The sequence below is a fragment of the Chrysiogenes arsenatis DSM 11915 genome (assembly GCF_000469585.1).
Lineage (GTDB): Bacteria > Chrysiogenota > Chrysiogenetes > Chrysiogenales > Chrysiogenaceae > Chrysiogenes > Chrysiogenes arsenatis.
Genome location: NZ_AWNK01000009.1, coordinates 91,736 through 113,295 on the forward strand (window position 1 = coordinate 91,736; position 21,560 = coordinate 113,295).

The following is a 21,560-nucleotide window of genomic DNA, read 5'->3' on the forward strand; positions in this document are numbered from 1 at the left end:
CTCCATGCACAGCGCCCAAGAACAAAAGTACCGCGACACGTTGGCCAAAGCGAGCACGAAAATACAAGAGTTGATGGGACAACTCGCGACGATGCAAGGGTCGGGAAAAATTGCCATTGTCGGCGTTGCGTGTCGCTTTCCGGGGGGAGCCGATTCACCGGAACAATTCTGGTCGCTTTTGTGTGATGGGTTCGATGCAGTAGGTACGGTACCTGACGATCGCTGGGATGGCGATGCGTGGTGGAGTGCAGACCCGTCTTGTGCTGGCAAAAGTAGTACGAAACGGGGTGCCTTTCTGCGCGATGTCCGCACTTTCGATGCCGCCGCCTTCAATATGACTCCGATGGAAGCTGATTTTCTCGATCCGCAACAACGGCTTTTGCTGGAGCTATCCTGTGAAGCGTTAGAACGTTCCGGCATTGCCCCCGCTTCGCTGCGTGGGAGCCGTACCGGCGTGTACGTCGGGATGAGCAGTATGGACTATGCGCACTCTTCCATTTTCTCTGCTGATCCGAGCACTATTTCACCCTTCAGTTTGACGGGCATTCTTCCGAGCGTCGCCGCTGGTCGCCTTTCCTACTTTTTTGATATCACCGGCCCAAGCCTTGCTATAGATACCGCGTGTTCTTCTTCTCTTGTGGCACTGCTGACAGCATGCCGTGCTTTATCCAATCGCGAATGTGATGGCGCTTTCTCTGGCGGGGTGAATTTGATGCTTAGCCCCGTAACGTCGGTCGCGCTTTCGCGGATGAATGCCCTTTCGCCAGACGGGTTTTGCCGTGCATTCGGGGAAAATGCTAATGGATATGTGCGTGGTGAAGGGGGGGGCATTGTGTACCTCAAGCGGCTGGAAGATGCCGAACGCGAAGGGTTGCCGATTCTCGCGGTTATTTGCGGTGGCGCGGCGAACCACGATGGAAAAAGCAATGGGCTGACGGCTCCCAATGCCATTTCGCAGCAGGATGTTATCGAGCAAGCCCTAAAAACGGCGAACCTGACACCACTCGATATTGGGTATGTCGAGACACATGGAACCGGCACGCCACTTGGTGATCCCATTGAAGCGCGTGCGCTGGCGACAGTTTTTCAGAATCATCCCGCTTTGTGTATCGGCTCCGTCAAAAGCAATATCGGTCATTTAGAAGCAGCGGCGGGGATCGCTTCGCTGATAAAAGCGCTCCTCATTGTCCGTGAAGGGAACATTCCGCGCAGCCTTCATACCGATTCACTGAACCAGCACATTCCTTGGAAGACGATTCCCATACGCGTGGCAACGGAGAACCGTCCGTTTCCCGCTGATCGTCATGTGCGCACGGTCGGTGTCAGCTCTTTTGGTTTCAGCGGAACCAACGCTCACGTCATAGTTCAAGAGTATAGCCGTGCCGGTGGGAAAAAGTTCCCTTTGTCTGTTGCCACGCCACGGGCGCTCCAACGGAGAGATCACTGGTTACCGCTTGCTTTCTCGACCTCGCAGCCACCAGTTACCACACAAGTGGTTGCGAGCCATGAGGTACCAGACATTGTGAGATCATTAGTGCACATGGTGAATGTGGTATCAGGCCGCAATATTAGTGAACACGATGTAGATAGCAATCTTTTTGAATTGGGGCTTGATTCACTGATGTTGATTCAGTTGCGTGATACGGTCAATCGTGACTATGGTGTCACGCTGGAGCTTAGCCACTTAATGGAGCAGGCCAACACGCTACGCAAAGTGGCACAGTTCGCCGCTGATCATTCCATGCCACGCGCCAAGGTGGCACAACCGACCAAACAACAGGAACCAACGACGACTTCCCCTATCGAAGCGTTTTTCGAGCAGCAATTGGACGAAATCCGTAGTCTGATGCAGCAGCAATTAGCCACCATACAGCATGGTGGTGGAAGTATTGTACCCACTTCACACCAGAAAATGAATATTCGTGCACTTCGCCTGCAGGACGAAACCCCATCGTTAACCAACGAACAACGCGACTGCATCGCGCAACTTCTTGCACGTCATAATCAGCGGACAGCACGCTCGAAAGCGTTAGCACAGCAGCATCGCCCCCACTTGGCCGACTGGATCAATACCCTTGCGTACCGATATGTACTCAAAGAAATAGCCTATCCGATTGCGTCTGCGTCTTCCTGTGGTTCACGGTTTACCGACGTTGACGACAATACCTACATCGACCTTGCTATGGGATTTGGCGTGGCCTTTTTCGGGCATGCGCCGCAATTCATTACCGATGCAATTGGGCAACGGATGGCTCGTGGTATGGAACTCGCAACGCAGTTGCCGGAAGCGGGTGAGGCAGCGGAATTGTTCTGTCGTCTGACGGGGATGGAACGCGTTACTTTCTGTAATACTGGCTCTGAAGCGGTCATGATGGCGCTTCGCATTGCTCGTACGGTTACGAAGCGTGAACGGGTGGTTATTTTTGCCGGAGCGTATCATGGCACCAATGATGGGATTCTCGCCTTTGCTGACGATTCCGGCGCTGTATTTCCCGTCACACCTGGTATTACGTATGGTGCTATATCTTCGCTGACGGTTTTGCCATATGGCACTGACGACTCGTTGGCCATTCTTCGTGCCCAAGCGCATGAACTGGCGGCCATTCTGGTAGAACCAGTGCAAAGCCGTCGTCCTGGGTTTCGACCAGTTGAATTTCTCAAGGAGCTTCGCACGATTGCCGACGCGAGCGGTGCCGCCTTAATTTTTGATGAGATGATTACGGGTTTCCGTACCCATGCTGGCGGTGCACAGGCGGTGCTTGGCGTTAGGGCTGATATTGCGACCTACGGCAAAGCAATAGGTGGCGGAATGCCCATCAGTATGGTTGCGGGGAGTGCCCGTTTTCTGGATGCGGTTGATGGGGGATTTTGGCAATTTGGCGATACCTCACAGCCAGAAGCAGAAGTAACTTTTTTTGGCGGGACGTTTTGCCGACATCCATTGGCCTTAGCCGCTTCTCTGGCCGTTATGCGCCATTTAGAGGAACACGGCCCAGCACTACAAGCACAGGTGAATGCGCGAATGCAACGATTGGCAACGGCATTGAACCAGTTTTTTGTGGCTGAAGAAGTCCCAATGCTTGTCCAATATTTCGGTTCACTTTTTCGTTTTGAGTCCTATGGGCAGTATGCACAACTACTTCAACCACTCGAAGTCGATCTCTTTTTTGCCTTCCTGAAAGAGCGTGGCATCTACACGTGGGAGCGGCGCATCTGTTTTCTTTCCACGGCCCACAATGATGACGATATCGACCAGATCATTGTCGCCGTTCAAGAGAGTATTGCGGCTTTGCGTCGTGGTGGATTTCCTTTTCGCGGTGCACCACCGGAACCGCCAACGCCTTTTGTAAACGGAGATTTGCAGAGTGCTTCCACCACTGCTCCAAGCGTGTTTCCGGTTTCGGCAGCCCAAAAAAGGCTCTACATTTTGAGCCAATACGAAGAAGGCGAAGGGCCGTACCACCTGACGGGAGCGACGGCGGTTCATGGAGCACTTGATACAGAACGATTGCGCAAAGTATTCGCCGCTCTTATGCAGCGCCATGCGGCGCTACGCACCAGTTTTACGATGATTGATGGCGACTTAGTGCAGCAGGTTCATGAGTCGGTATCACTCGATTGTACCGTACAGCAGAGTTCTGAAGCTGAGGCTTCAGCCGCCATTACGCACTTCATCCGCCCGTTTGATCTTGCGTTTGCGCCACTTTTACGAGTGCTCGTGTTGGCCATTGCACCAGAGCGTCATATCATTGTCATCGACAGTCACCACATCGCGCTCGATGGTTTTTCGATGACGATTCTGGTACGGGAGTTGGTAGCATTGTACGGCGAACAACCGTTATCCAATGCGCCCCAACCATTTCATGCAGCGGTTGCCGCTGAGCAGCGGTATTTGCACAGCACGCACTGTGGCGAAGATGAGCGGTTCTGGCGTGAAAAGCTGGCGGGAGAATTACCGGTGATAGATTTACCCTGTGATTTTGCTCGCCCAGTGCGCCAAAGCTTTCGTGGCGATGCCGTGCACTTTCGCTTTACGCCAGAGCAAACTTCAAACCTCAAGCGTTTTGCTGCGACGCAGAGCACAACGCTTTCAATGGTACTCCTGAGTGGATGGGTTGCGCTGCTTCACCGTTTAAGTACTCAGGACGATATTCTGCTTGGCACATCGGTTGCGGGGCGCGAAGGTCATGAATTCCACGCCACGGTGGGGATGTTTGCCTCCACGTTGCCACTCCGTTTCCACGTTGATGCAATGCAACCTTTCCATAAATTTTTACAACAGATAACGCGAGAATGTTTTGCCTGTTTTGAACATCAGCGTTACCCGTTTGATAGGCTGGTTGAAACACTTGGGGTACGGCCAGACCCAAGCCGCAATCCTCTTTTTGATGTTTCTTTCGTGTATGAAAAAGCTGACGAACGAGCTATTACCCTGCCAGGGTTGACTACGACTCCGTGGGATATTCCGCAAACTACTGCTATGTTTGATATAACGCTCGAAGTGATAGAAGAGCAAGGGATGTTGCGCGCGAAGCTAGAATACGCGACTGCTTTGTTCCATCGCGCGACGATAGAACGTTGGCAGGAATACTATACGCGTTTGCTTACCAGTGTGTGTACGGCGCCAACCGTTCCCGTCGGAAGAATTGATTTTCTCCCGCCACAAGAACGGGAACATCTGCAACAGGGTGGGTTTACTTCAGCGCCTGAGTTGCTGTCGTCCGCCACGGTGCTTGATCTTTTGGAAATCGCAATGGAAAAAGATCCTCATGCGCCAGCATTGCTGTATCCTGTTGGCGACGACCTATACGGCGCGACAGAAGCGATATCGTACCGAGAATTCGGAATGCACGTTGATGCCATTGCGCAACTTCTGGTGCAACACTATGGCATTCGTCGGGGAGACCGGGTTGGCTTATTGGCGGGTCGTTCGTCAGAACTGGTACTGGTACTCTACGCAATAATCCGCTGTGGTGCTGCCTATGTGCCAATGGATGTCGGTTTTCCTTCTGAGCGAATTGAACAATGCCGACTTGATTCTCACTGGCAACTTTTGGTGACTGATCGCGCTGAGGTGTGTGACGGACGCACGGTTCTCTTAGCGACACTGTGTGCGGAAGCGCAACCATTTCGCGGAACCGCTTTACGCACTCGCCCTAACGGGAGCGATGCCGCCTATGTTATCTACACTTCTGGTTCTACAGGGCAACCCAAAGGGTGCGAAATCACGCATCGCAATTTGCTGAATTACGTGGCATGGGGCGCAGCTACTTACTTGCCTGATGGCAGTTGTGGCTGTTTTGCCTTTGCTACACCACTCTCCTTTGACTTAACCGTTACCACACTTTTTTTGCCACTTGTTGTTGGAAAACCGATAGTTATTTATCCTGAATCCGTCAGCATCGACGAAGCGTTGGAACATGCACTTGATCCGCGCACGCCGGTTGACAGCCTGAAAATTACCCCTTCACATGTTTCGTTGATAGAACATCTCCCGCTTTCCCGAACCAATGTCGCCTTAGCAGTTGTCGGAGGTGAGCAGTTCACTCGTGAGCAGATGCTGCGGTTGGAATCGCTGAATCCTGCGATGCGTATTATCAATGAGTACGGCCCCACCGAAACGACGGTCGGCTGTATTATTGCCGAAGTACACAGTCGTGACGAACGGGTCAGTATTGGCGTTCCGATTGCCAATACTGGGGCATATGTACTTGATGGAAATCGTGAGTTGGTGCCGTATGGCGTAAAAGGCGAGTTGTGCATTGCAGGAGTGGGGGTTGGGAATGGGTATCTGAACCGTCCTGAGCTTACGGCACAAAAGTTTATCGCTCATCCGTTTCAGCCCGATGAGCGGATGTATTGCACTGGCGACCTTGCTTTGCGGCGACCGGATGGCCAGTTTGAGTGTTTTGGTCGTCGTGACGGGCAGGTGAAAATCCGTGGGTATCGCATTGAACTTGGTGAAATTGAAACGACACTTTTGGCGCTTGATGGCGTGAAAGAAGCAACCGTATTGGTACGCGATATTCAAGGGGCTCAGGAAATAGTGGCGTTTGTGACGGGTGAGCCTGAGGCGTGCGGTACGGCTCGTGATAGCCTTTTACTACGACTACCAGCCTATATGGTGCCATTTGTTGTCGTGCGGTTGGACGCTTTCCCGCTCACCACGAATGGCAAGATTGACCGCAACGCGTTGGTAAAACATCATTTGCCGCAGACCGCAATAACAGAAAAGTCCGCAGCAAAACATATTTCTGCTCCGATATTGAGCGAAGCCGGTACACGTATTGCCGCTGTGTGGAGCGATGTGTTAGGGATGGAAAACATAGACCCAGAAGAGAATTTCTTTGCTCTTGGTGGTCAAAGTTTGAAGGCGATGGCAGTTATTGGCCGGCTACAAAAAGAATATGGATTTGACATTAAGCTGCGTGATTTTTTTGCCTCACCAACGATTAGCGCATTAAGCGCCGTGGTTGAGTCGCGTCGTCAGCAGAAACTCGTGCCAATTACGCGACACGATTCACATGCGTTGACTCCACTTTCACATGGACAAAAACGATTTTGGCTCCTTGACCAAACGGCGAATGGCAGTGCGGCATACAATATGTCTGGTGCGTGGCTTCTGGTTGGAGCGTTGAAGAGTGAGGCGCTCAAACAAGCCTTCTTTGCTGTAAGCAACCGTCATGAGGCTTTACGCACTTCGTTTGTGCTCCACGCCGGTCAACCAAGGCAATGTGTGGCTCAACAGGTTGAAATTCCGATCCGTGAAGTTGACATGCGCGATGCCGTCAATGCTGAAGCGGAAGCCAAAAAACTGGTACGACAAGATGGAGTGACGCCATTTAACCTTACCCAATCGCCTTTAATGCGAGTTTTATTGATCAAATTGCCCGCCGATACATCAGGGATCCCGCGTACGGTAGTATGTGTAACGCTGCACCACATCATCGCCGATGGGTGGTCTGTTGGCATTCTCATGCAGGAAATTTCGCAACTGTACGCAGGGGAAAACCCAGCCGCTCGTGTGCCGCTACCAATCACCTATCGCGATTATGTCCTTTGGCATAACGCCTTCATTGCAAGCGAAAGCGGCCAATCGGCACGCGCGTATTGGATGGAAGCGCTCACTGGTGATATTGAGCCACTGCATCTACCAACCGATTTTCCCCGTCCGGAACGCCTCAGTGACGCCGGTGCCAGCGTTCCCTGCTGTATGGGAGACGAGTTATCACAGCGCATACGTCACTTGGCAGCAACTCGACAGGTGACACTCTTTACCGTGCTGCTGGCGGCAATTACAACCCTACTCCATGTGCGCAGCGGGCAGCAGGATATAATAGTTGGCACACCAGTTTCCGGTCGGGAACACCCAGATTTAGTACGTTGCGTTGGGTTGTTTTTGAACACGCTGGCACTGCGCAACACGGTTGTGCCGGAGCTGAGTTTTGAGCAATTGCTCGCCAATGTAAAATCTACGGTGGAAAAAGGGTTTTCGCATCAGGAGTATCCATTTGATATGATGGTTGAAGCGCTGGGAGTACAGCCAGAAGCAGGGAGAAATCCCTTGTTCGACGTGCTGTTTGTTTTGCAGAACACCGAACCGGTGGAGCTATCGCTTCCATCACTCAGGGTAACACCTTTTACGGAAGGGGCGCTGGCCAGTAAATGTGACCTGATGTTTGACTTTGTGGATGATGATGTTCTTAGCGGTACGCTTGAATACAGTGCCGACCTCTATCGGCCAGAAACGGTTATTGACTACGGGGACTCATTGAAGAGGGTGTTGGAAATAGTAACGGCACATCCGGCTGTGTGTGTGGGTGAAATTGAACGTTTGCTGGTAGTTCCTGCTGAGAGTATATCCACAAAGAATCTCAAGAATGAGGCTATCGCCGAGATAAGCGAGGAGTTTTAAATCACGGCTCAGATGCTTCAAACCCATACAGCATCTGAGCGCCGTGATTATCGCGTTAACAGTTTGGGTACGTTTGATGCGTCCAGCAAGAGTTCCGGTGGAAATCCGATGATCAGGTTGCCCCAATGCTTGTGATCGAGGAAAATCGGCAACGCTAAATCGTTGAGGATTTCACCCGTATCGCGTACGTATGACTGAAGCAGGAATGGGGCAGTATTAGCGGCGCGCCGTTTTTCGGTTTCGTTCGCGTTGTAGATCCGTTGATGGCGACTATAGCGGAGGTTTTCATCGGGATTTTGCCCCATAGGACGCGAAAATTCGCTGTGGTGGATCGGCAAATACCCATTTACATCGACGACTAAGGCGTAGAGAACACCAGGAATGCTTGCTTTCCACTCATCGCATCGCGCTTGTAAGGCTCGAGTAAGGGCGTCGTTATAACCAACCTGATACTTTTGCGGATTCGTGTTGGCAATGGGACGGTAATTGCGCTCAAAGAGGTTTGTGCCACTCTGCTGCAATCCTTCCATAATTTCAGCCGCGTGATCGCGCCAGCCTCTGGCTTGCGAAACGACTGACTCAAACGCGCCAGAGCCGATAGTAAAGCGCGAAAGGAGTTCAAGTGTCTGTTCTGTTTTCTGGTTGAGCGAGCGCGAATGTGCGTCAGCCTGAATCATCTCTTGATTGATGGTCGTGCCAAGTTCGTAAATTTCACTCACGCTACTATGTACCTGACCATTTGTGATGGAAAGCTCTTCAATCGCCGAACTGATTTCGAGCAGCTGCCCGTTCGTCCGCTCAAAATCCTGCACCATCCGCTCAAATTGCGAGAAGGTTCGTTCAACAATAGTACGGGTTTCGGCACTATGGTCGCGGATCTTTTCGGTTCCAGTGCGCGTATCGTCCACCAACCCTGTCATCGCTTGCACGTTACCGGCAATCAACTCAGTCGCTTCGCGTACTTTTTCTGCGAGTTTGCGTACTTCGTCAGCAACAACCGCAAAACCGCGTCCAGCTTCGCCTGCCCGTGCTGCTTCAATCGCAGCGTTCAGTGCTAAGAGATTTGTTTGATCAGAGAAATCCTGAATCATTTGCAGAATGTTACGAATAGCGCGCGAGTTTTCGCTCAGTTCACTCACCGTTCCATGAAAGTGTTCAACCAGCGAACTGATTGAATGAATCATGCGAGTGACGTTTTCCAGTTCGCGCCCAGAAAGACGAGCTTCCTCGAGGTTTTGCGTATTTAATGACGATATAGACGTCGTGTGTTGCGCAATGTTTTGAATGGCTGATGTAGCCTCCGCACTCGATTGAAAAATAGTTTCGGAAAGGGATGATTGGCGAATCGTCGCCGTTTTCGTGTCGTTCATCACTTTACCGAGTTGCGTTGCGCCAACGGCTATCTCCATGTTTTTGTGGCGGATGTCTCCAACCAGCGTGCGAAGGTTGTCTAGGAAGTCGTTAAAGGCAATGGAAAGATTCCGATTTTCGTCATAGCTGAAAGACGGAAGTTCCTGCGATAAATCACCTGACGAACCCTGCATGTTGTCGAGGGTTTGTACCATCGAGCGAACCGGGATCAAAATAAGGTAACGCAAGAAGAGAATAACCCCAATTCCGGCTGACAGTACGATAACCTGAAAGGCGACAATCATGGCAAAAGACTGCCATATTTCCTGTTGAATAATAGACGTTGCCAAAGCGCTGACATTGAGTGTGGTAACCGTTTGGGCAAGCTGATGGTTAAAGAAGAAGAGTAATGCGACCGAGCAGAATTGCAGCATGATCAAAAACAACACATTGCCGATAATTTTGCGGGTGATTGTGTTGAAAAATCGTTGTTCCAAAAAGACATAGATGGAATGGATGAGGCTAATAAGGCACCTCCTGACGCTGAACTTTACATCACAGGTGTATATTCTCAGGTTTTACACCAGAGTGGTAGAATTTTTTTACATTTTCTACCACTCGGTGTAACTACCACCTGTTAATCGAACACGAGTGAAGGCAATCCGGTAATGATTTGTGGGAATATCATGACCAGTATCAGCGCTAAAAGTTGCAACATGACAAACGGGACAACCCCTTTGTAAATATGGCCAAGTGACATTGATGGCGGCGTAACACCGCGCAAATAGAAGATCGAATACCCAAACNGTGGGGTCAGGAATGACATTTGCAGGTTAATGCACACCAAGAGAGCAAACCAGAGCGGATCAAATCCGAGTTCGTATACGGCGATTGGGGTGAAAATCGGCACGCACAGAAGCAGAATCCCCAGCCAGTCGACAAACATCCCCAAAACAAAGATGATGAACATCATGACGGCCAGAATCACCCAACGATTATCGCTGATAGCATAGAGCATGCTGGTGAAGACTTCGCCACCACCTAAGCCCATAAAAATCGAGGTAAAGAAATTAGCGCCGACAAAAATCAGCATGACCATACAAGTGATTTTCATCGTGGCATAGCCTGCATCGCGAATCAGGCTCATATCAAGGCGTTTGTTGGCGGCAGCCAGAATAAGTGCGCCAAGACAACCAAGTCCAGCGGCTTCAGTCGGTGTCGCAACACCAGCACCAATACTCCCCAAAACGGCAAGAATCAGAAAGAAGGTCGGCAGCATAGACTTCGCGGTCATGGTAATCTTTTGACCAAGGGTATGCGTCCGCTCTTCTTTAGGTAGGGGTGGGCCGGCATTTGGCTTGAAATGACAGTATACAAGAACATAGACTAAGTATAGTCCGGCGAGTAGTAGACCAGGAACAATAGCGGCAATAAACAACTGACCAACGGAAATACCGACGAGCCCACCATAGATGACCAGCATGATAGAAGGTGGAATCAAGATTCCCAGCGTTCCGCCAGCGGTGACAACGCCCGCAATGAGTGGTTTATCGTATCCTTTGCTGAGCATTGATGGAATCGCCATGAGTCCCATTGCCACAACTGAAGCGCCGACAATACCCGTGGTAGCAGCGAAAAGTGTTGCTACGATAATTGTTGCCACGGCTAACCCGCCACGTATCGGTCCCATAACAACATACATGGCATCGTAGAGCTTTTCCGCCACCCCCGATTTATCCAAAAACTGAGCCATCAGGACAAAGAGTGGAACGGCAACCAACACATAGTTCGTCATCAGCCCATAGGTTTTGCTGGCAAGGATATAATAGACCCCATCGCCATATCCAAGAATACCAAAAATAAGCCCAAGGCCACCGAGTGTTATCCCAAGTGGATGCCCCATAAATACCGCAACCAAGAGGGATAAAAACATTAAAACGGAAAGTGTATCCGGACTCATCCTATTTCCTCCCCTTTGAGCTTCAATACATTACGCAGAAACTCAGCAATTCCCTGTATGAAAAGCAGCAAAAAGGAAATCGGCATCAATGTTTTGAACCAATACACAGGAAAACTCCATGGTGACTGACTCAATTCGTAAATATTCCACGCCTGAAGCGCATACTTTGTCGTGATCCACATGCCAATGCAGACAAAAGGAAAAAAGAAAACAAGATACCCAACAATACCAAAAGCCCCTTGCAGTCGGGGACGAAATTTCTGAGTGAAAATATCAATAGCAACGTGCATTCGATGCTTGAGCGTATACCCAAAACCTAGCAGAAAAAATGCTGCCATAAGAATATAGCTTGCATCAAAACCCCAGACGGTAGGCCTACCAAAAATCTTTCTGGCGACGACCTCATAGAGTACGACTACCAGTAAGAAATAGGCAAAGGAGCTGAGGATTCTTCCGGTCAGATCGCTGAATCGGTCAATCAGGTGAATTAAGGTTCGCATAGCAAGCTCCAGTAGAAAAAGAAAGGAGGGGCAAAATCACCCCTCCTTTCAGATAGAAGGAATCAATATAAAAAAAGAAGGCTGTATGGGTAAATGTTACAAGAGATTACTCGGTGTGTGTGCCCTTCATGTAGTCTTCATAAGGATACGCAGATACGCCGCTACGGATTTCTTTCCATACGCTGTACTCTTTTGTAAAGGCATCTTGTGAAGCCATAACTTTATCAAGGAAGGGGTGCTTCGCGCGCAGGCCATCCATGTATTCTTTGGTGGTCTTGCGAAGTGCCATGAGCGATTCTGAGTCAAGTTTATTAAAGCTTACGCCAGCTTGCTTGTACTTTGCAATAGTCTCAGCGTTGCCTTTTTCAGAACGAGCCAGATCCCACAGTTGTGTTTCATATGAAGCAACTTTGAGTGCGGCTTGTAAGTGGGCAGGAAGTGCATCCCATGCTTTTTTGTTTACAGTGAACATGTTCTGAACGGCAGGTTGGTGCCAGCCAGGAACCATGACGTTTTTCGCAATTTCTTGGAAGCCCATGGGGAAAGTAACGAATGGTGTACTGAATTCAGCACCATCAAGAATGCCACGCTCGAAAGCAAGGTAGATCTCGCCACCGGGAAGTGGAGTTACCGCAGCGCCAGCATTTTTCAGGATGTCGCCACCCCAGCCAACAGTCCGTACTGTTTTGCCTTTCAAGTCTGCAATTCCACTGAGTGGTTTCGCAGTGAAGAATCCCATCTCTTGTCCAGAGTTTCCGCCTAAGAGAGGCACGGTGTTAAAACGGCCATACAGCTCGTTTGCAAGCTCAAGTCCGCCGCCAGAAATCAACCACGTAGTATATTCAACATTGTTGAGACCGAAAGGAACGGATGCGAAAGCAACAAATGCTTCATCTTTCCCTTTCCAGTAGCCCGGCCAGTCGTGACCCATCTGCACAACGCCATTTTGCACGGCGTCGAGGAGTTCAAATGCAGGAACGATCGCTTCTGCTGGGAACACCCGAATTTCAAGTTGGCCATTCGTAATCGTTTTCACTGTTTCAGCGAAATGAATAGCTGTGTCTTGCCATGGAAGACTGGTTGACCATGTTGTTGCCATTCTCCAACGAACCTTCTTGTCGTTCGCCACAGCACCGGTCGCCAGGAGCGTTACTGCGCAGAGTGCTAGCAGCAACAGTGCCAGCGGTTTCATACGTTTCATCATAAAACACCTCTCGTTCTTTTTCGGTCACCAGAATTGGTAATACCACGATTCATGGTCAGACTGTATGGAATGATAAAGTACCTGTCAAGAACTTTCTGAATATAAAAATGTGTTTGTTTTTAATTCACAATTGAAGAATATTTAATTCATGGCAAATAGAAATTGAAAGAAACTACGCTTAATATGTTTTAATAATTATAGTTAACATCCATTGTTTGGCAGCAGGTCAAATAGAACTTGAATGCAAAACTGAGTATTGACGGCTTGCTAAATAGAACCGGTTACAAAAAATAATAGTTGACGATTGTGCCATAAAATACTATTGGTCTTACCAAATCAAATGCCATGCCGAAAAAAGGAGAAATGACATGCTTCCAGTGGCGTATAAAAAATATTACGATGAACTGACAACCTTCATAGACCGCAATCGCTTGATTACCGACCCACTTCGCGTACTGGCATATGGTACTGACGCAAGCTTTTACCGATTAGTCCCGAAAATTGTCATCAAGACTGAGAACGAGCAGGAAGTAGCGCGGATTTTACAACTCGCAAGCTCGCACCGCTTGCCAGTAACCTTTCGTGCCGCAGGCACCAGTCTTTCCGGGCAGGCCATTAGCGATTCAATTCTTGTACTGGCAGGCGAAACATGGAATCGCCGGACTGTCGAAGAAAATGGAACGAAAATCAGGCTTCAACCTGGGGTAATCGGCTTTCAGGCAAATTTAGCATTGGCACCGTATGGTAAAAAAATCGGCCCTGATCCCGCTTCAATTAATGCAGCCATGATCGGCGGCATTGCTGCGAATAACGCGAGTGGTATGTGTTGCGGCACGTCAGAAAATAGCTATAAAACGATAGCTGGAATGCGGATACTCTTGTGGGATGGGTCAATTCTCGACACCCGCGATCCCGCCAGCAAACAGCACTTTCGCGAGACGCACCGTGAATTTCTAGATCAAGTACAGGAGTTCGGGCGCGCGACGCGTGACAACCACGCATTAGCTGACCGAATTCGCCATAAATTTAAAATGAAAAACACGACTGGCTATAGCTTGAATGCTCTCGTCGATTACGAGGATCCCTTTGATATTATTGAACACCTTATGATCGGTTCGGAAGGGACACTCGGCTTTATTTCAGAACTCACCTACCATACCGTAGTCGAACATCCGTGCAAGGCAAGTTCGCTGATGATTTTCCCTGACATGGAAACGGCCTGCCATGCAGTAGTTGCACTCAAAACTTCCCCAGTGGCTGCGGTAGAACTTATGGATAGAGCCGGACTCCGCAGCGTAGAAAATAAATCTGGCATGCCGGAGTGGCTCAAAGGACTCTCGACTACCGCTACTGCATTATTGGTAGAAACTCGTGCTGAATCACCAGAAATACTTCAAAAACAAATACAAGCGATAGTGGAAGCACTCTCATCTCTGGCAACGGAACGACCAATAGAATTTACCGATATTCCCGCTGAATATTCCCTTCTCTGGAATATACGCAAAGGACTCTTTCCGGCTGTCGGTGCAATCCGTAAAATGGGTACAACGGTTATTATTGAGGACGTTGCATTTCCGATACCCGTGCTGGCACCAGCTACCTTAGAACTGCAATCGCTCCTCAGTAAATACGGCTATCATGAAGCGATTATCTTTGGTCATGCGTTGGAAGGGAACCTCCATTTTGTGTTTACACAAGATTTCGGAATCGAAAGTGAAGTGGAACGCTACCGCATGTTTATGGACGAAGTGTGCCATATGGTTGTGAAAAAGTATGATGGCGCACTCAAAGCGGAACACGGCACTGGGCGCAACATGGCACCATTCGTTGAACTGGAATGGGGAAGCGAGGCATTCGAATTGATGCGTTCGTTGAAAAAACTTTTCGACCCTCACAATCTACTCAACCCCGGCGTTATTCTGAATGACAATAAACTGGCACACATCACCAACCTCAAACCACTGCCACAGACCGATCCGCTTGTCGATAAATGCATTGAATGCGGTTTTTGTGAACCACTCTGCCCTTCGCGTAACCTCACATTAACACCACGCCAGCGGATAACGTCACGCCGTGCCATATCGCACTTGCGGATTACCCGTAGCGATACAGAACGGCTCCAGGCAATGGAAGCATCGTATGTGTACGAAGGGGAGCAGACATGTGCCGCGGATGGTTTGTGCGCCCTTGCTTGTCCTGTTGAAATCAATACCGGTGATTTAACGAAAGAGTTGCGCCGCCGTTCCGTCAGTCAGCAAAAGCGATTGCAAAAAACTGCTGACTGGTGCGCTCATAATCTTTCCGGCATTTTGACCGGTGCACGATTTGCACTCAAAGGGGCGAATATGCTGCACACGATTATAGGTACGCGTGCCATGAGTGCGCTTACCAAAGGGGCGCGTTCCCTTTCTGGCAATGCCATCCCTTTATGGAATCCGTATATGCCGATAGGGGTTGCGGGGCCTGAACCCATTCGAGCGAGCTCAATGTCACGCCCGAAAGTCGTTTATTTCCCCAGTTGTATCGCGCAGAGTATGGGCGCTGCAAAGGGCGACCCTGAACAAGAATCCCTCCATGTTGTAACGTTACGTTTACTGCAAAAAGGTGGGTATGATGTGATTTACCCAAAAAATATGTCAAACTTGTGTTGTGGCACGCCGTGGGAAAGCAAAGGGTTCATGGATCAAGCAAATACGAAATCGACTGAATTAGAAAAAGCCTTGCTCGAAGCCAGCAACTACGGTGAATATCCAGTTTTGTGCGATACCAGCCCTTGCATCTATCGGATGCGGCGCGTCATGGAACCCCGCCTGAAGCTGTACGAGCCAGTTGAATTTGTGCATGATTTTTTACTCGATAAAATTTCTTTACAACCAGTAGCGGAAACCGTAGCGATTCACCCGACATGCAGTGCCAAGAAAATGGGCATTGATGGTAAAATGAAAACCCTTGCCCAGCGCTGTGCGGCAAAGGTTATTGTGCCAGAAAATGTCGGCTGCTGTGGCTTTGCCGGTGATCGCGGATTCAATTATCCAGAACTCAATACAGCGGCTTTAGAAAACCTTAAAGAGGCACTTCCTTCTGAATGTCAGGTAGGGTACTCTAATAGTCGCACCTGCGAAATCGGCCTTTCGCTGCATAGTGGCCGATACTATAAATCGATACTGTATTTGGTCGACCGGTGCTCTGTATAATTCTGGAGTTTACGTTATGAAGCATCGATATGCGCCTCATTGGCTTGGCTGGCTTATGTGGGGCTTGGTCGCAAACCTTTATCTGGTAGGATTTTTTCAGCGAGTCGCCCCCGNCCCCCGCCGTAATGGTCGACGAACTGATGACGGATTTCCATATCGGTGCCGCCGTATTGGGAAATCTCTCAGCTACCTATTTTTACACGTACGCCATCATGCAAATACCGAGCGGATTGCTGGCCGATACGATTGGCCCACGACGACTGGCGACTGGAGCAGCTTTTCTTGCAGCAATTGGGATATGTATTTTTGCTTTCGCGCCAAACCTTTGGATGGCTTACATTGGCCGAGGATTGGTTGGAGCTTCTGTTGCGGTCGCGTTTGTCGCGTGCATGAAATTAGCTGGACATTGGTTCCCTACAAATCGCTTTGCGACTGTCACTGGTGTAGCACTCTTACTGGGAAACATCGGTGGAATATTGGCTGGGGTGCCACTTTCTGAAGCGGTGGCCACGTTTGGCTGGCGCGTCGCTATGATGGTGAGTGGCGTGGTCACACTTGTCGGTGCGATTCTTATTTGGACTATCGTACGTGATGACCCCAGCGAACGCGGGTATGCCAGCTATGATCATGTTAAAGCAACCAAGCAAGCGAATATTGCTCCACGTCAGGCGTTACGATTGGTTGCGAGTGAACCAGCCACGTGGTGGCTTTTTGCGGCAGCTGGACTTTCCGCTGCACCCGTATTGGTTTTTGCCGGTCTGTGGGGTGTGCCGTATTTAACACAAATCTACGGCATGGAGCGTTCGCAAGCCGCCATGTTTACTTCAACGATGTTGCTAGCATGGGCAGCAGGCGGGCCAGCGTTCGGCGCGCTTTCGGATTACATTGGTCGGCGGAAAGCACCATACCTGATAGCAAATATCCTTGCCGCGTGCTTTTGGGGAATTTTCTTATTTGTCGATGTGCCTCAGGGGCTGCTGTATCCACTTTTCGCGGCCATTGGCTTTACCTCTGGCGGTTTAATCGTCGGCTTCGCCTACTCACGTGAGGTGAACCATCCCGCAGTGTCAGGGACTGTTGGCGGGGTCGTGAATATGTCAGTACTTGGTGTTGCCGCACTCCTCCAGCCACTCTTAGGCAGTGTGCTGGATTACTATTGGGACGGAACTGTCCTTGCTGGTGTGCCGATATACTCTGCCGATGCATATTTTACCGCTTTTGCGATTCTTTTGGGCTGTGTCGTTGCTTCGGCGTTCATGCTCACTCCGGTAAAAGAATCGTACTGTACCATGCGATCAAACTAGCAGGGCTATGAATAAAAGTGCAATTTATATTGATCGATAAACTGCATCAGCCTATAGTGCTTGCGCCTCATGCTTACAAAAACACTTTATTGAATACTACAGAGGAATATTGAAGAATGTTTCAGAAAATCAAACCCAAGAAAATCAGCGATGAAGTGTACCTTCAGATCAAAGAATTGATCCTTTCGAATCAAATTACCCCTGGTAGTAAGCTGCCGCCCGAACGTGAGTTGGCAATGCAACTTGGCGTAAGTCGCCCATCACTGCGTGAAGCGATTCAAAAACTGGACGCGCAAGGCTTCATTAGTCAAATCCAGGGTGATGGCACGTATGTCCGTTCAATCACGGCAAATTCGATTGATCCCGCATTGGAAGAATACCTGAAGCGTGATGATGCTATTTTTGAACTGATGGAATTGCGTAAAATCTTGGAAACATGGGCCGCTTCTGAAGCTGCCGCGCGCGCAACCGATGCCGAACTTGCTACAATGGAAAACTATTTAAACCAAATGCGCGAAGCGCGCGACCAAGGGATGATCGGCGATAAGCCGGATGCAAGTTTTCACGCCACTATCTCGTACGCAACGCATAACTTACTTCTGATTCACATTATCAACACGATTTCGCAATGGATTGCGCGGGTATCTTTTGAGGTGCGTTCGCGCATGTACAAGGATCAGGATGCCCATCAATTGATATACTCTCATCATGATAAAATTTTTAACGCCATTGCGATGCGCAATCCGAGCGCGGCGTATGAAGCCATGCGCGAACACCTTGAATATGTCGAAGGGGAATTGCACAAGATATACTCTATGGATACAACTGCCAGTGCGGGTTGATTGAGAGGATGGCTGGTTAGTACCGAAGTACCTTCTGTAGGAAATTTTGCAATGAAGCGGTTTGCGGTGTATCAAAAAAAGCCTTTGCGCTTCCCCATTCCGCAATTTGTCCTTCTTCCAAATACAAGCAGTAGTCACCCACATGACGGGTAAAGCCCATATGGTGGGATGCAATGATAATGGTTTGACCGGTTTGGCGTAACTGCATGATCATATCGAGCACTTCGGTTGTCATCAGCGGATCAAGTGCCGATGTTGGTTCATCGAAAAGAAAAAATCGAGGTTCAATCGCCAGTGCTCTTGCAATGGCGATTCGTTGTTTTTGTCCTCCCGAAAGTTCGGCGGGCATTTTTCGAGCATGTTCTTGCAAAGAGAAGCGCTGCAAGAGGCTCCATGCGCGTTCATTAGCCTCTTGGGGCTTTTGCTTATGCACCTTAATGAGTGGTAACGTAATGTTTTCCAGTGCACTTAAATGGCTGAAAAGATTAAACTCTTGAAACACCATCCCGACCTGACAGCGGTACTGACGAAGTTCCTCTTCACGAGTGCATAACGTAACGCCATCAATACTGATTTCGCCAGCAGTTGGCAGAAGTAGACCTGCTAACATTCGCAATAATGAGCTTTTTCCCCCTCCAGATGGCCCAACTATCACAAGGCATCCAAAGTCAGGTGAGATAAAGTCGATTGGCCCAACAACAGTTTTGGAGCCGTATTGCATACAAAGCTGACGAAGCTCAAGTTGCATACGCAAACCTTTTTTCCAATTGGCGACTCCATAATGAAATAGGCAAAGTGAGTGCCAAATATCCGAGCGCTAAAGGGAGATAACTTTCCAACGTACTAAACGTAAAAGCATTTACCTCTTGAGCATTGAGCGTAAATTCGCTTATGGCAATGACAGATAAAAGCGATGAATCTTTAATGAGCGAAGCAAACTGCCCTGTTAGGGGTGGCAAAATGCGGCGTAGCACTTGTGGCATAATAATGTATCGATACATTTGGTACGTCGTAAAACCGAGTGAACGTGCCGATTCAATTTGTGATTGACCGATACTTTCAATGCCAGCACGAATTATTTCTGAAATATACGCTCCGCTGAAAAGCGCCAAAATGAAGACCCCAGCGATATAGCGATTTTGCAACCCAAAGGCATCCGCTACCACATAAAAAAAGATCAAAATCTGTACCAGAAGTGGTGTGCCACGAATAATTTCAACGATCATCCGTCCACATTGTCGCATAATAATCAAAGGACTGCGCTGTGCAGCTGCGAGCAGAAAGCCAAGACACATACTTGCAAGCAAACTCGCGAAACTCATAAGGAGCGTTACGCGCCAACCATGCCAGAATTTTTGCCGATACTCATACAACACCATCCAGTTCCATTCGTAGTGCAGAGCATGAAAGGCATACGCAAAAAAAAGCGAGGTGATGAGCAACAGGAGGCAAAAATTACCTCCCTGCACATACCATGAGGTTGGCCTATGCGGCGAGCACAAAAAAAAGCGAGTGAGATTTTTCAAAAATAAAACCCATACCCAAGCGCTTTAAAGGCTTTTTTCTGTTCGGCAAGGTAGGTATCGCCAAGTGCTTCAAAGAGACCACTGTGCTGCAAATGAGCGAGAGCATGGTTGATGGCTGCCAATAACTCCTCATTCCCTTTTTTCACCCCAATAGCCCACTGTTCTTGCTGGAAAGGCTTTAAAATTGCCCGCGTTGTTTCTTTATTGCGCTGCCAATGAGAATAAATTGACATTTGGTCATAGACAAAGGCATCAACTTTCCCTTGGATAACCTCCAATACGGCGGTAGCCTCTTTGTCGAGCACTAATAAGGTGGCATGTTTTACGTTTTGTGTAGCATAGACATGCCCAGTAGTCCCTTTTTTAACAGCTATGGTCGCACCAGGTCGGTCAACATCGGCCAGCGAATGAGCCGTGCTTGAAAGGTTAAGCAGTAAACAAAGTCCAGTGGTAAGGTATGGCTCAGAAAAAGCAATCACTTGCGCACGTTCTTTGGTGGCAGTCATGGACGAAAGAATAATATCGATTTTTCCTGTCCGGAGAGCTGGGATCAAACCATCAAATGCCACATTTTGAATAACAACTTCCCGATTGAGGTAAGCACCTATAGCGTATGCCATATCTACGCTGATACCGCTTGGCTTGCCATTTTGGTCTGTCATTTCAAAAGGCGGATAGGCAAGCTCCATGCCTACGATAAGCTTTGGTGATTGTGCACTGACGGATGTGGCAAGTGTCAGCAACAAAATAAACACAAGAAGCCCAGAAAGTATCAATCGCATTGGTTACCTCGCAGGATATAATAATCGTTTCAACTGTGTTATACGTTCGAACGGTAGGATTGACAACCGTGATATCGAAATTCGTCGATAAATTGTTACACTTTACGCCCAGTATACAATCAGTGTATATATCTCAAAAAAATGTCGGATAATCGAGGAGGTGCAATGCGGGATATTCCTTTTGAACAATTAGTTCCGGGCATGGAACTCAAGGAGTGTGTAAAATATTTTGTGTAAGTGGCCATTTAAGATACTATTCTGATCATATCTCAAGGAGTATCCCATGGCCATTTCCGATGAACTTCTCGACCAGCTTCTTGTCAACTATAAAAAGCCTGAAGATCTTGTAGGCGAAGGCGGTCTACTCAAAGAGTTAACGAAGCGACTTGTAGAGCGTGCAATGCAGACAGAGATGACAGACCATCTTGGCTATGCCAAACATGGAAAGTCAGACAAGCAGGCTGGAAACTCACGCAACGGCAAATATCCAAAGACTATTAGCGGCGAGTTTGGTGAGCTTCAGATCAATGTCCCCCGTGACCGCGACGCCAGTTTTGAGCCAAAAATTATCCCCAAAGGTCAAAGCCGTTTTCATGGTTTTGACGATAAAATCCTCTCTATGTACGCGCTGGGCATGAGTACACGGGACATTCAAGTTCACTTGGAAGAAATGTATGGTGTGGAGGTTTCCCCCACCTTAATATCCCAAGTAACCGATGCTGTGATTGACGATGTGAAATCATGGCAAAACCGTCCCCTTGATGAAGTTTACCCCATTGTTTATCTGGATGCTATCAGGGTGAAAGGGAGACAAGGCGGACACATTATCAACAAAGCAGTGTATCTCGCGTTGGCTGTCACCATGGAGGGACAAAAGGAAGTTCTTGGCATGTGGATCGCGGAAAATGAAGGGGCAAAGTTCTGGCTTAGTATTCTTAACGGACTACAAAACCGTGGAGTTAAGGATATTTTCATAGCTGCGT

At 48.9% G+C, this 21,560-nt stretch carries 12 protein-coding genes; 5 read left to right on the top strand and 7 right to left on the bottom strand.

The features are described 5' to 3' along the window. Window positions 1–4 precede the first annotated feature (4 nt). The gene (locus P304_RS0108085; protein WP_027390131.1) at window positions 5–7,915 is read left to right on the top strand and encodes a non-ribosomal peptide synthetase; all 7,911 of its coding nucleotides are present in this window, start codon (window positions 5–7) and stop codon (window positions 7,913–7,915) included. Between the two features lie 47 nt (window positions 7,916–7,962). On the opposite strand, the gene P304_RS0108090 is transcribed toward P304_RS0108085, so the two are convergent. The 4 genes from P304_RS0108090 to P304_RS0108105 all read right to left on the bottom strand — a co-directional run bounded on the left by P304_RS0108090 (window position 7,963) and on the right by P304_RS0108105 (window position 12,929). Next, window positions 7,963–9,699, bottom strand: coding sequence for a methyl-accepting chemotaxis protein (locus P304_RS0108090; RefSeq protein WP_160165036.1), 1,737 nt, complete (start codon window positions 9,697–9,699; stop codon window positions 7,963–7,965). Window positions 9,700–9,902: 203 nt separating this feature from the next. Further along, on the bottom strand, window positions 9,903–11,225 hold the full coding sequence (locus tag P304_RS0108095; RefSeq protein ID WP_027390133.1) for a TRAP transporter large permease: 1,323 nt from the start codon (window positions 11,223–11,225) through the stop codon (window positions 9,903–9,905). Further along, complete coding sequence (locus P304_RS0108100; protein ID WP_027390134.1) at window positions 11,222–11,725, bottom strand: TRAP transporter small permease subunit; 504 nt, start codon at window positions 11,723–11,725, stop codon at window positions 11,222–11,224. Before P304_RS0108100 ends, P304_RS0108095 begins: the two co-directional genes overlap by 4 nt. A 106-nt stretch (window positions 11,726–11,831) precedes the next feature. Further along, a complete protein-coding gene (locus P304_RS0108105; protein WP_027390135.1) occupies window positions 11,832–12,929 on the bottom strand; it encodes a TRAP transporter substrate-binding protein in 1,098 nt (365 codons plus the stop codon). A 368-nt stretch (window positions 12,930–13,297) separates the two neighbouring features. Between P304_RS0108105 and P304_RS0108110 the strand changes: the two genes are divergently transcribed. The 3 genes from P304_RS0108110 (at window position 13,298) to P304_RS0108120 (ending at window position 18,269) form a co-directional block, all read left to right on the top strand. Next, window positions 13,298–16,123 carry an FAD-binding and (Fe-S)-binding domain-containing protein gene (locus tag P304_RS0108110; protein WP_027390136.1) on the top strand — a complete coding sequence of 942 codons (2,826 nt, stop codon included), beginning with the start codon at window positions 13,298–13,300 and terminating at the stop codon, window positions 16,121–16,123. Window positions 16,124–16,263: 140 nt separating this feature from the next. Further along, window positions 16,264–17,427, top strand: a complete 1,164-nt coding sequence (locus tag P304_RS14700; RefSeq protein WP_160165038.1) for an MFS transporter — start codon at window positions 16,264–16,266, stop codon at window positions 17,425–17,427. Between the two features lie 116 nt (window positions 17,428–17,543). Next, window positions 17,544–18,269 carry a FadR/GntR family transcriptional regulator gene (locus P304_RS0108120; protein ID WP_027390137.1) on the top strand — a complete coding sequence of 242 codons (726 nt, stop codon included), beginning with the start codon at window positions 17,544–17,546 and terminating at the stop codon, window positions 18,267–18,269. A gap of 16 nt (window positions 18,270–18,285) precedes the next feature. Here the strand turns inward: P304_RS0108120 and P304_RS0108125 are convergent, their stop codons facing one another. The 3 genes from P304_RS0108125 to P304_RS0108135 all read right to left on the bottom strand — a co-directional run bounded on the left by P304_RS0108125 (window position 18,286) and on the right by P304_RS0108135 (window position 20,577). Next, entirely contained in the window at window positions 18,286–19,017 is a 732-nt protein-coding gene (locus P304_RS0108125) for an amino acid ABC transporter ATP-binding protein (protein ID WP_027390138.1), read from the bottom strand. Beyond that, complete coding sequence (locus P304_RS0108130; RefSeq protein ID WP_084417628.1) at window positions 19,007–19,648, bottom strand: amino acid ABC transporter permease; 642 nt, start codon at window positions 19,646–19,648, stop codon at window positions 19,007–19,009. Before P304_RS0108130 ends, P304_RS0108125 begins: the two co-directional genes overlap by 11 nt. 143 nt (window positions 19,649–19,791) lie before the next feature. Then, window positions 19,792–20,577 carry a transporter substrate-binding domain-containing protein gene (locus P304_RS0108135; protein ID WP_027390140.1) on the bottom strand — a complete coding sequence of 262 codons (786 nt, stop codon included), beginning with the start codon at window positions 20,575–20,577 and terminating at the stop codon, window positions 19,792–19,794. A gap of 283 nt (window positions 20,578–20,860) precedes the next feature. Between P304_RS0108135 and P304_RS0108140 the strand changes: the two genes are divergently transcribed. Further along, on the top strand, window positions 20,861–21,560 hold a 700-nt coding region (locus tag P304_RS0108140), incomplete at its 3' end, for an IS256 family transposase (protein ID WP_027390141.1).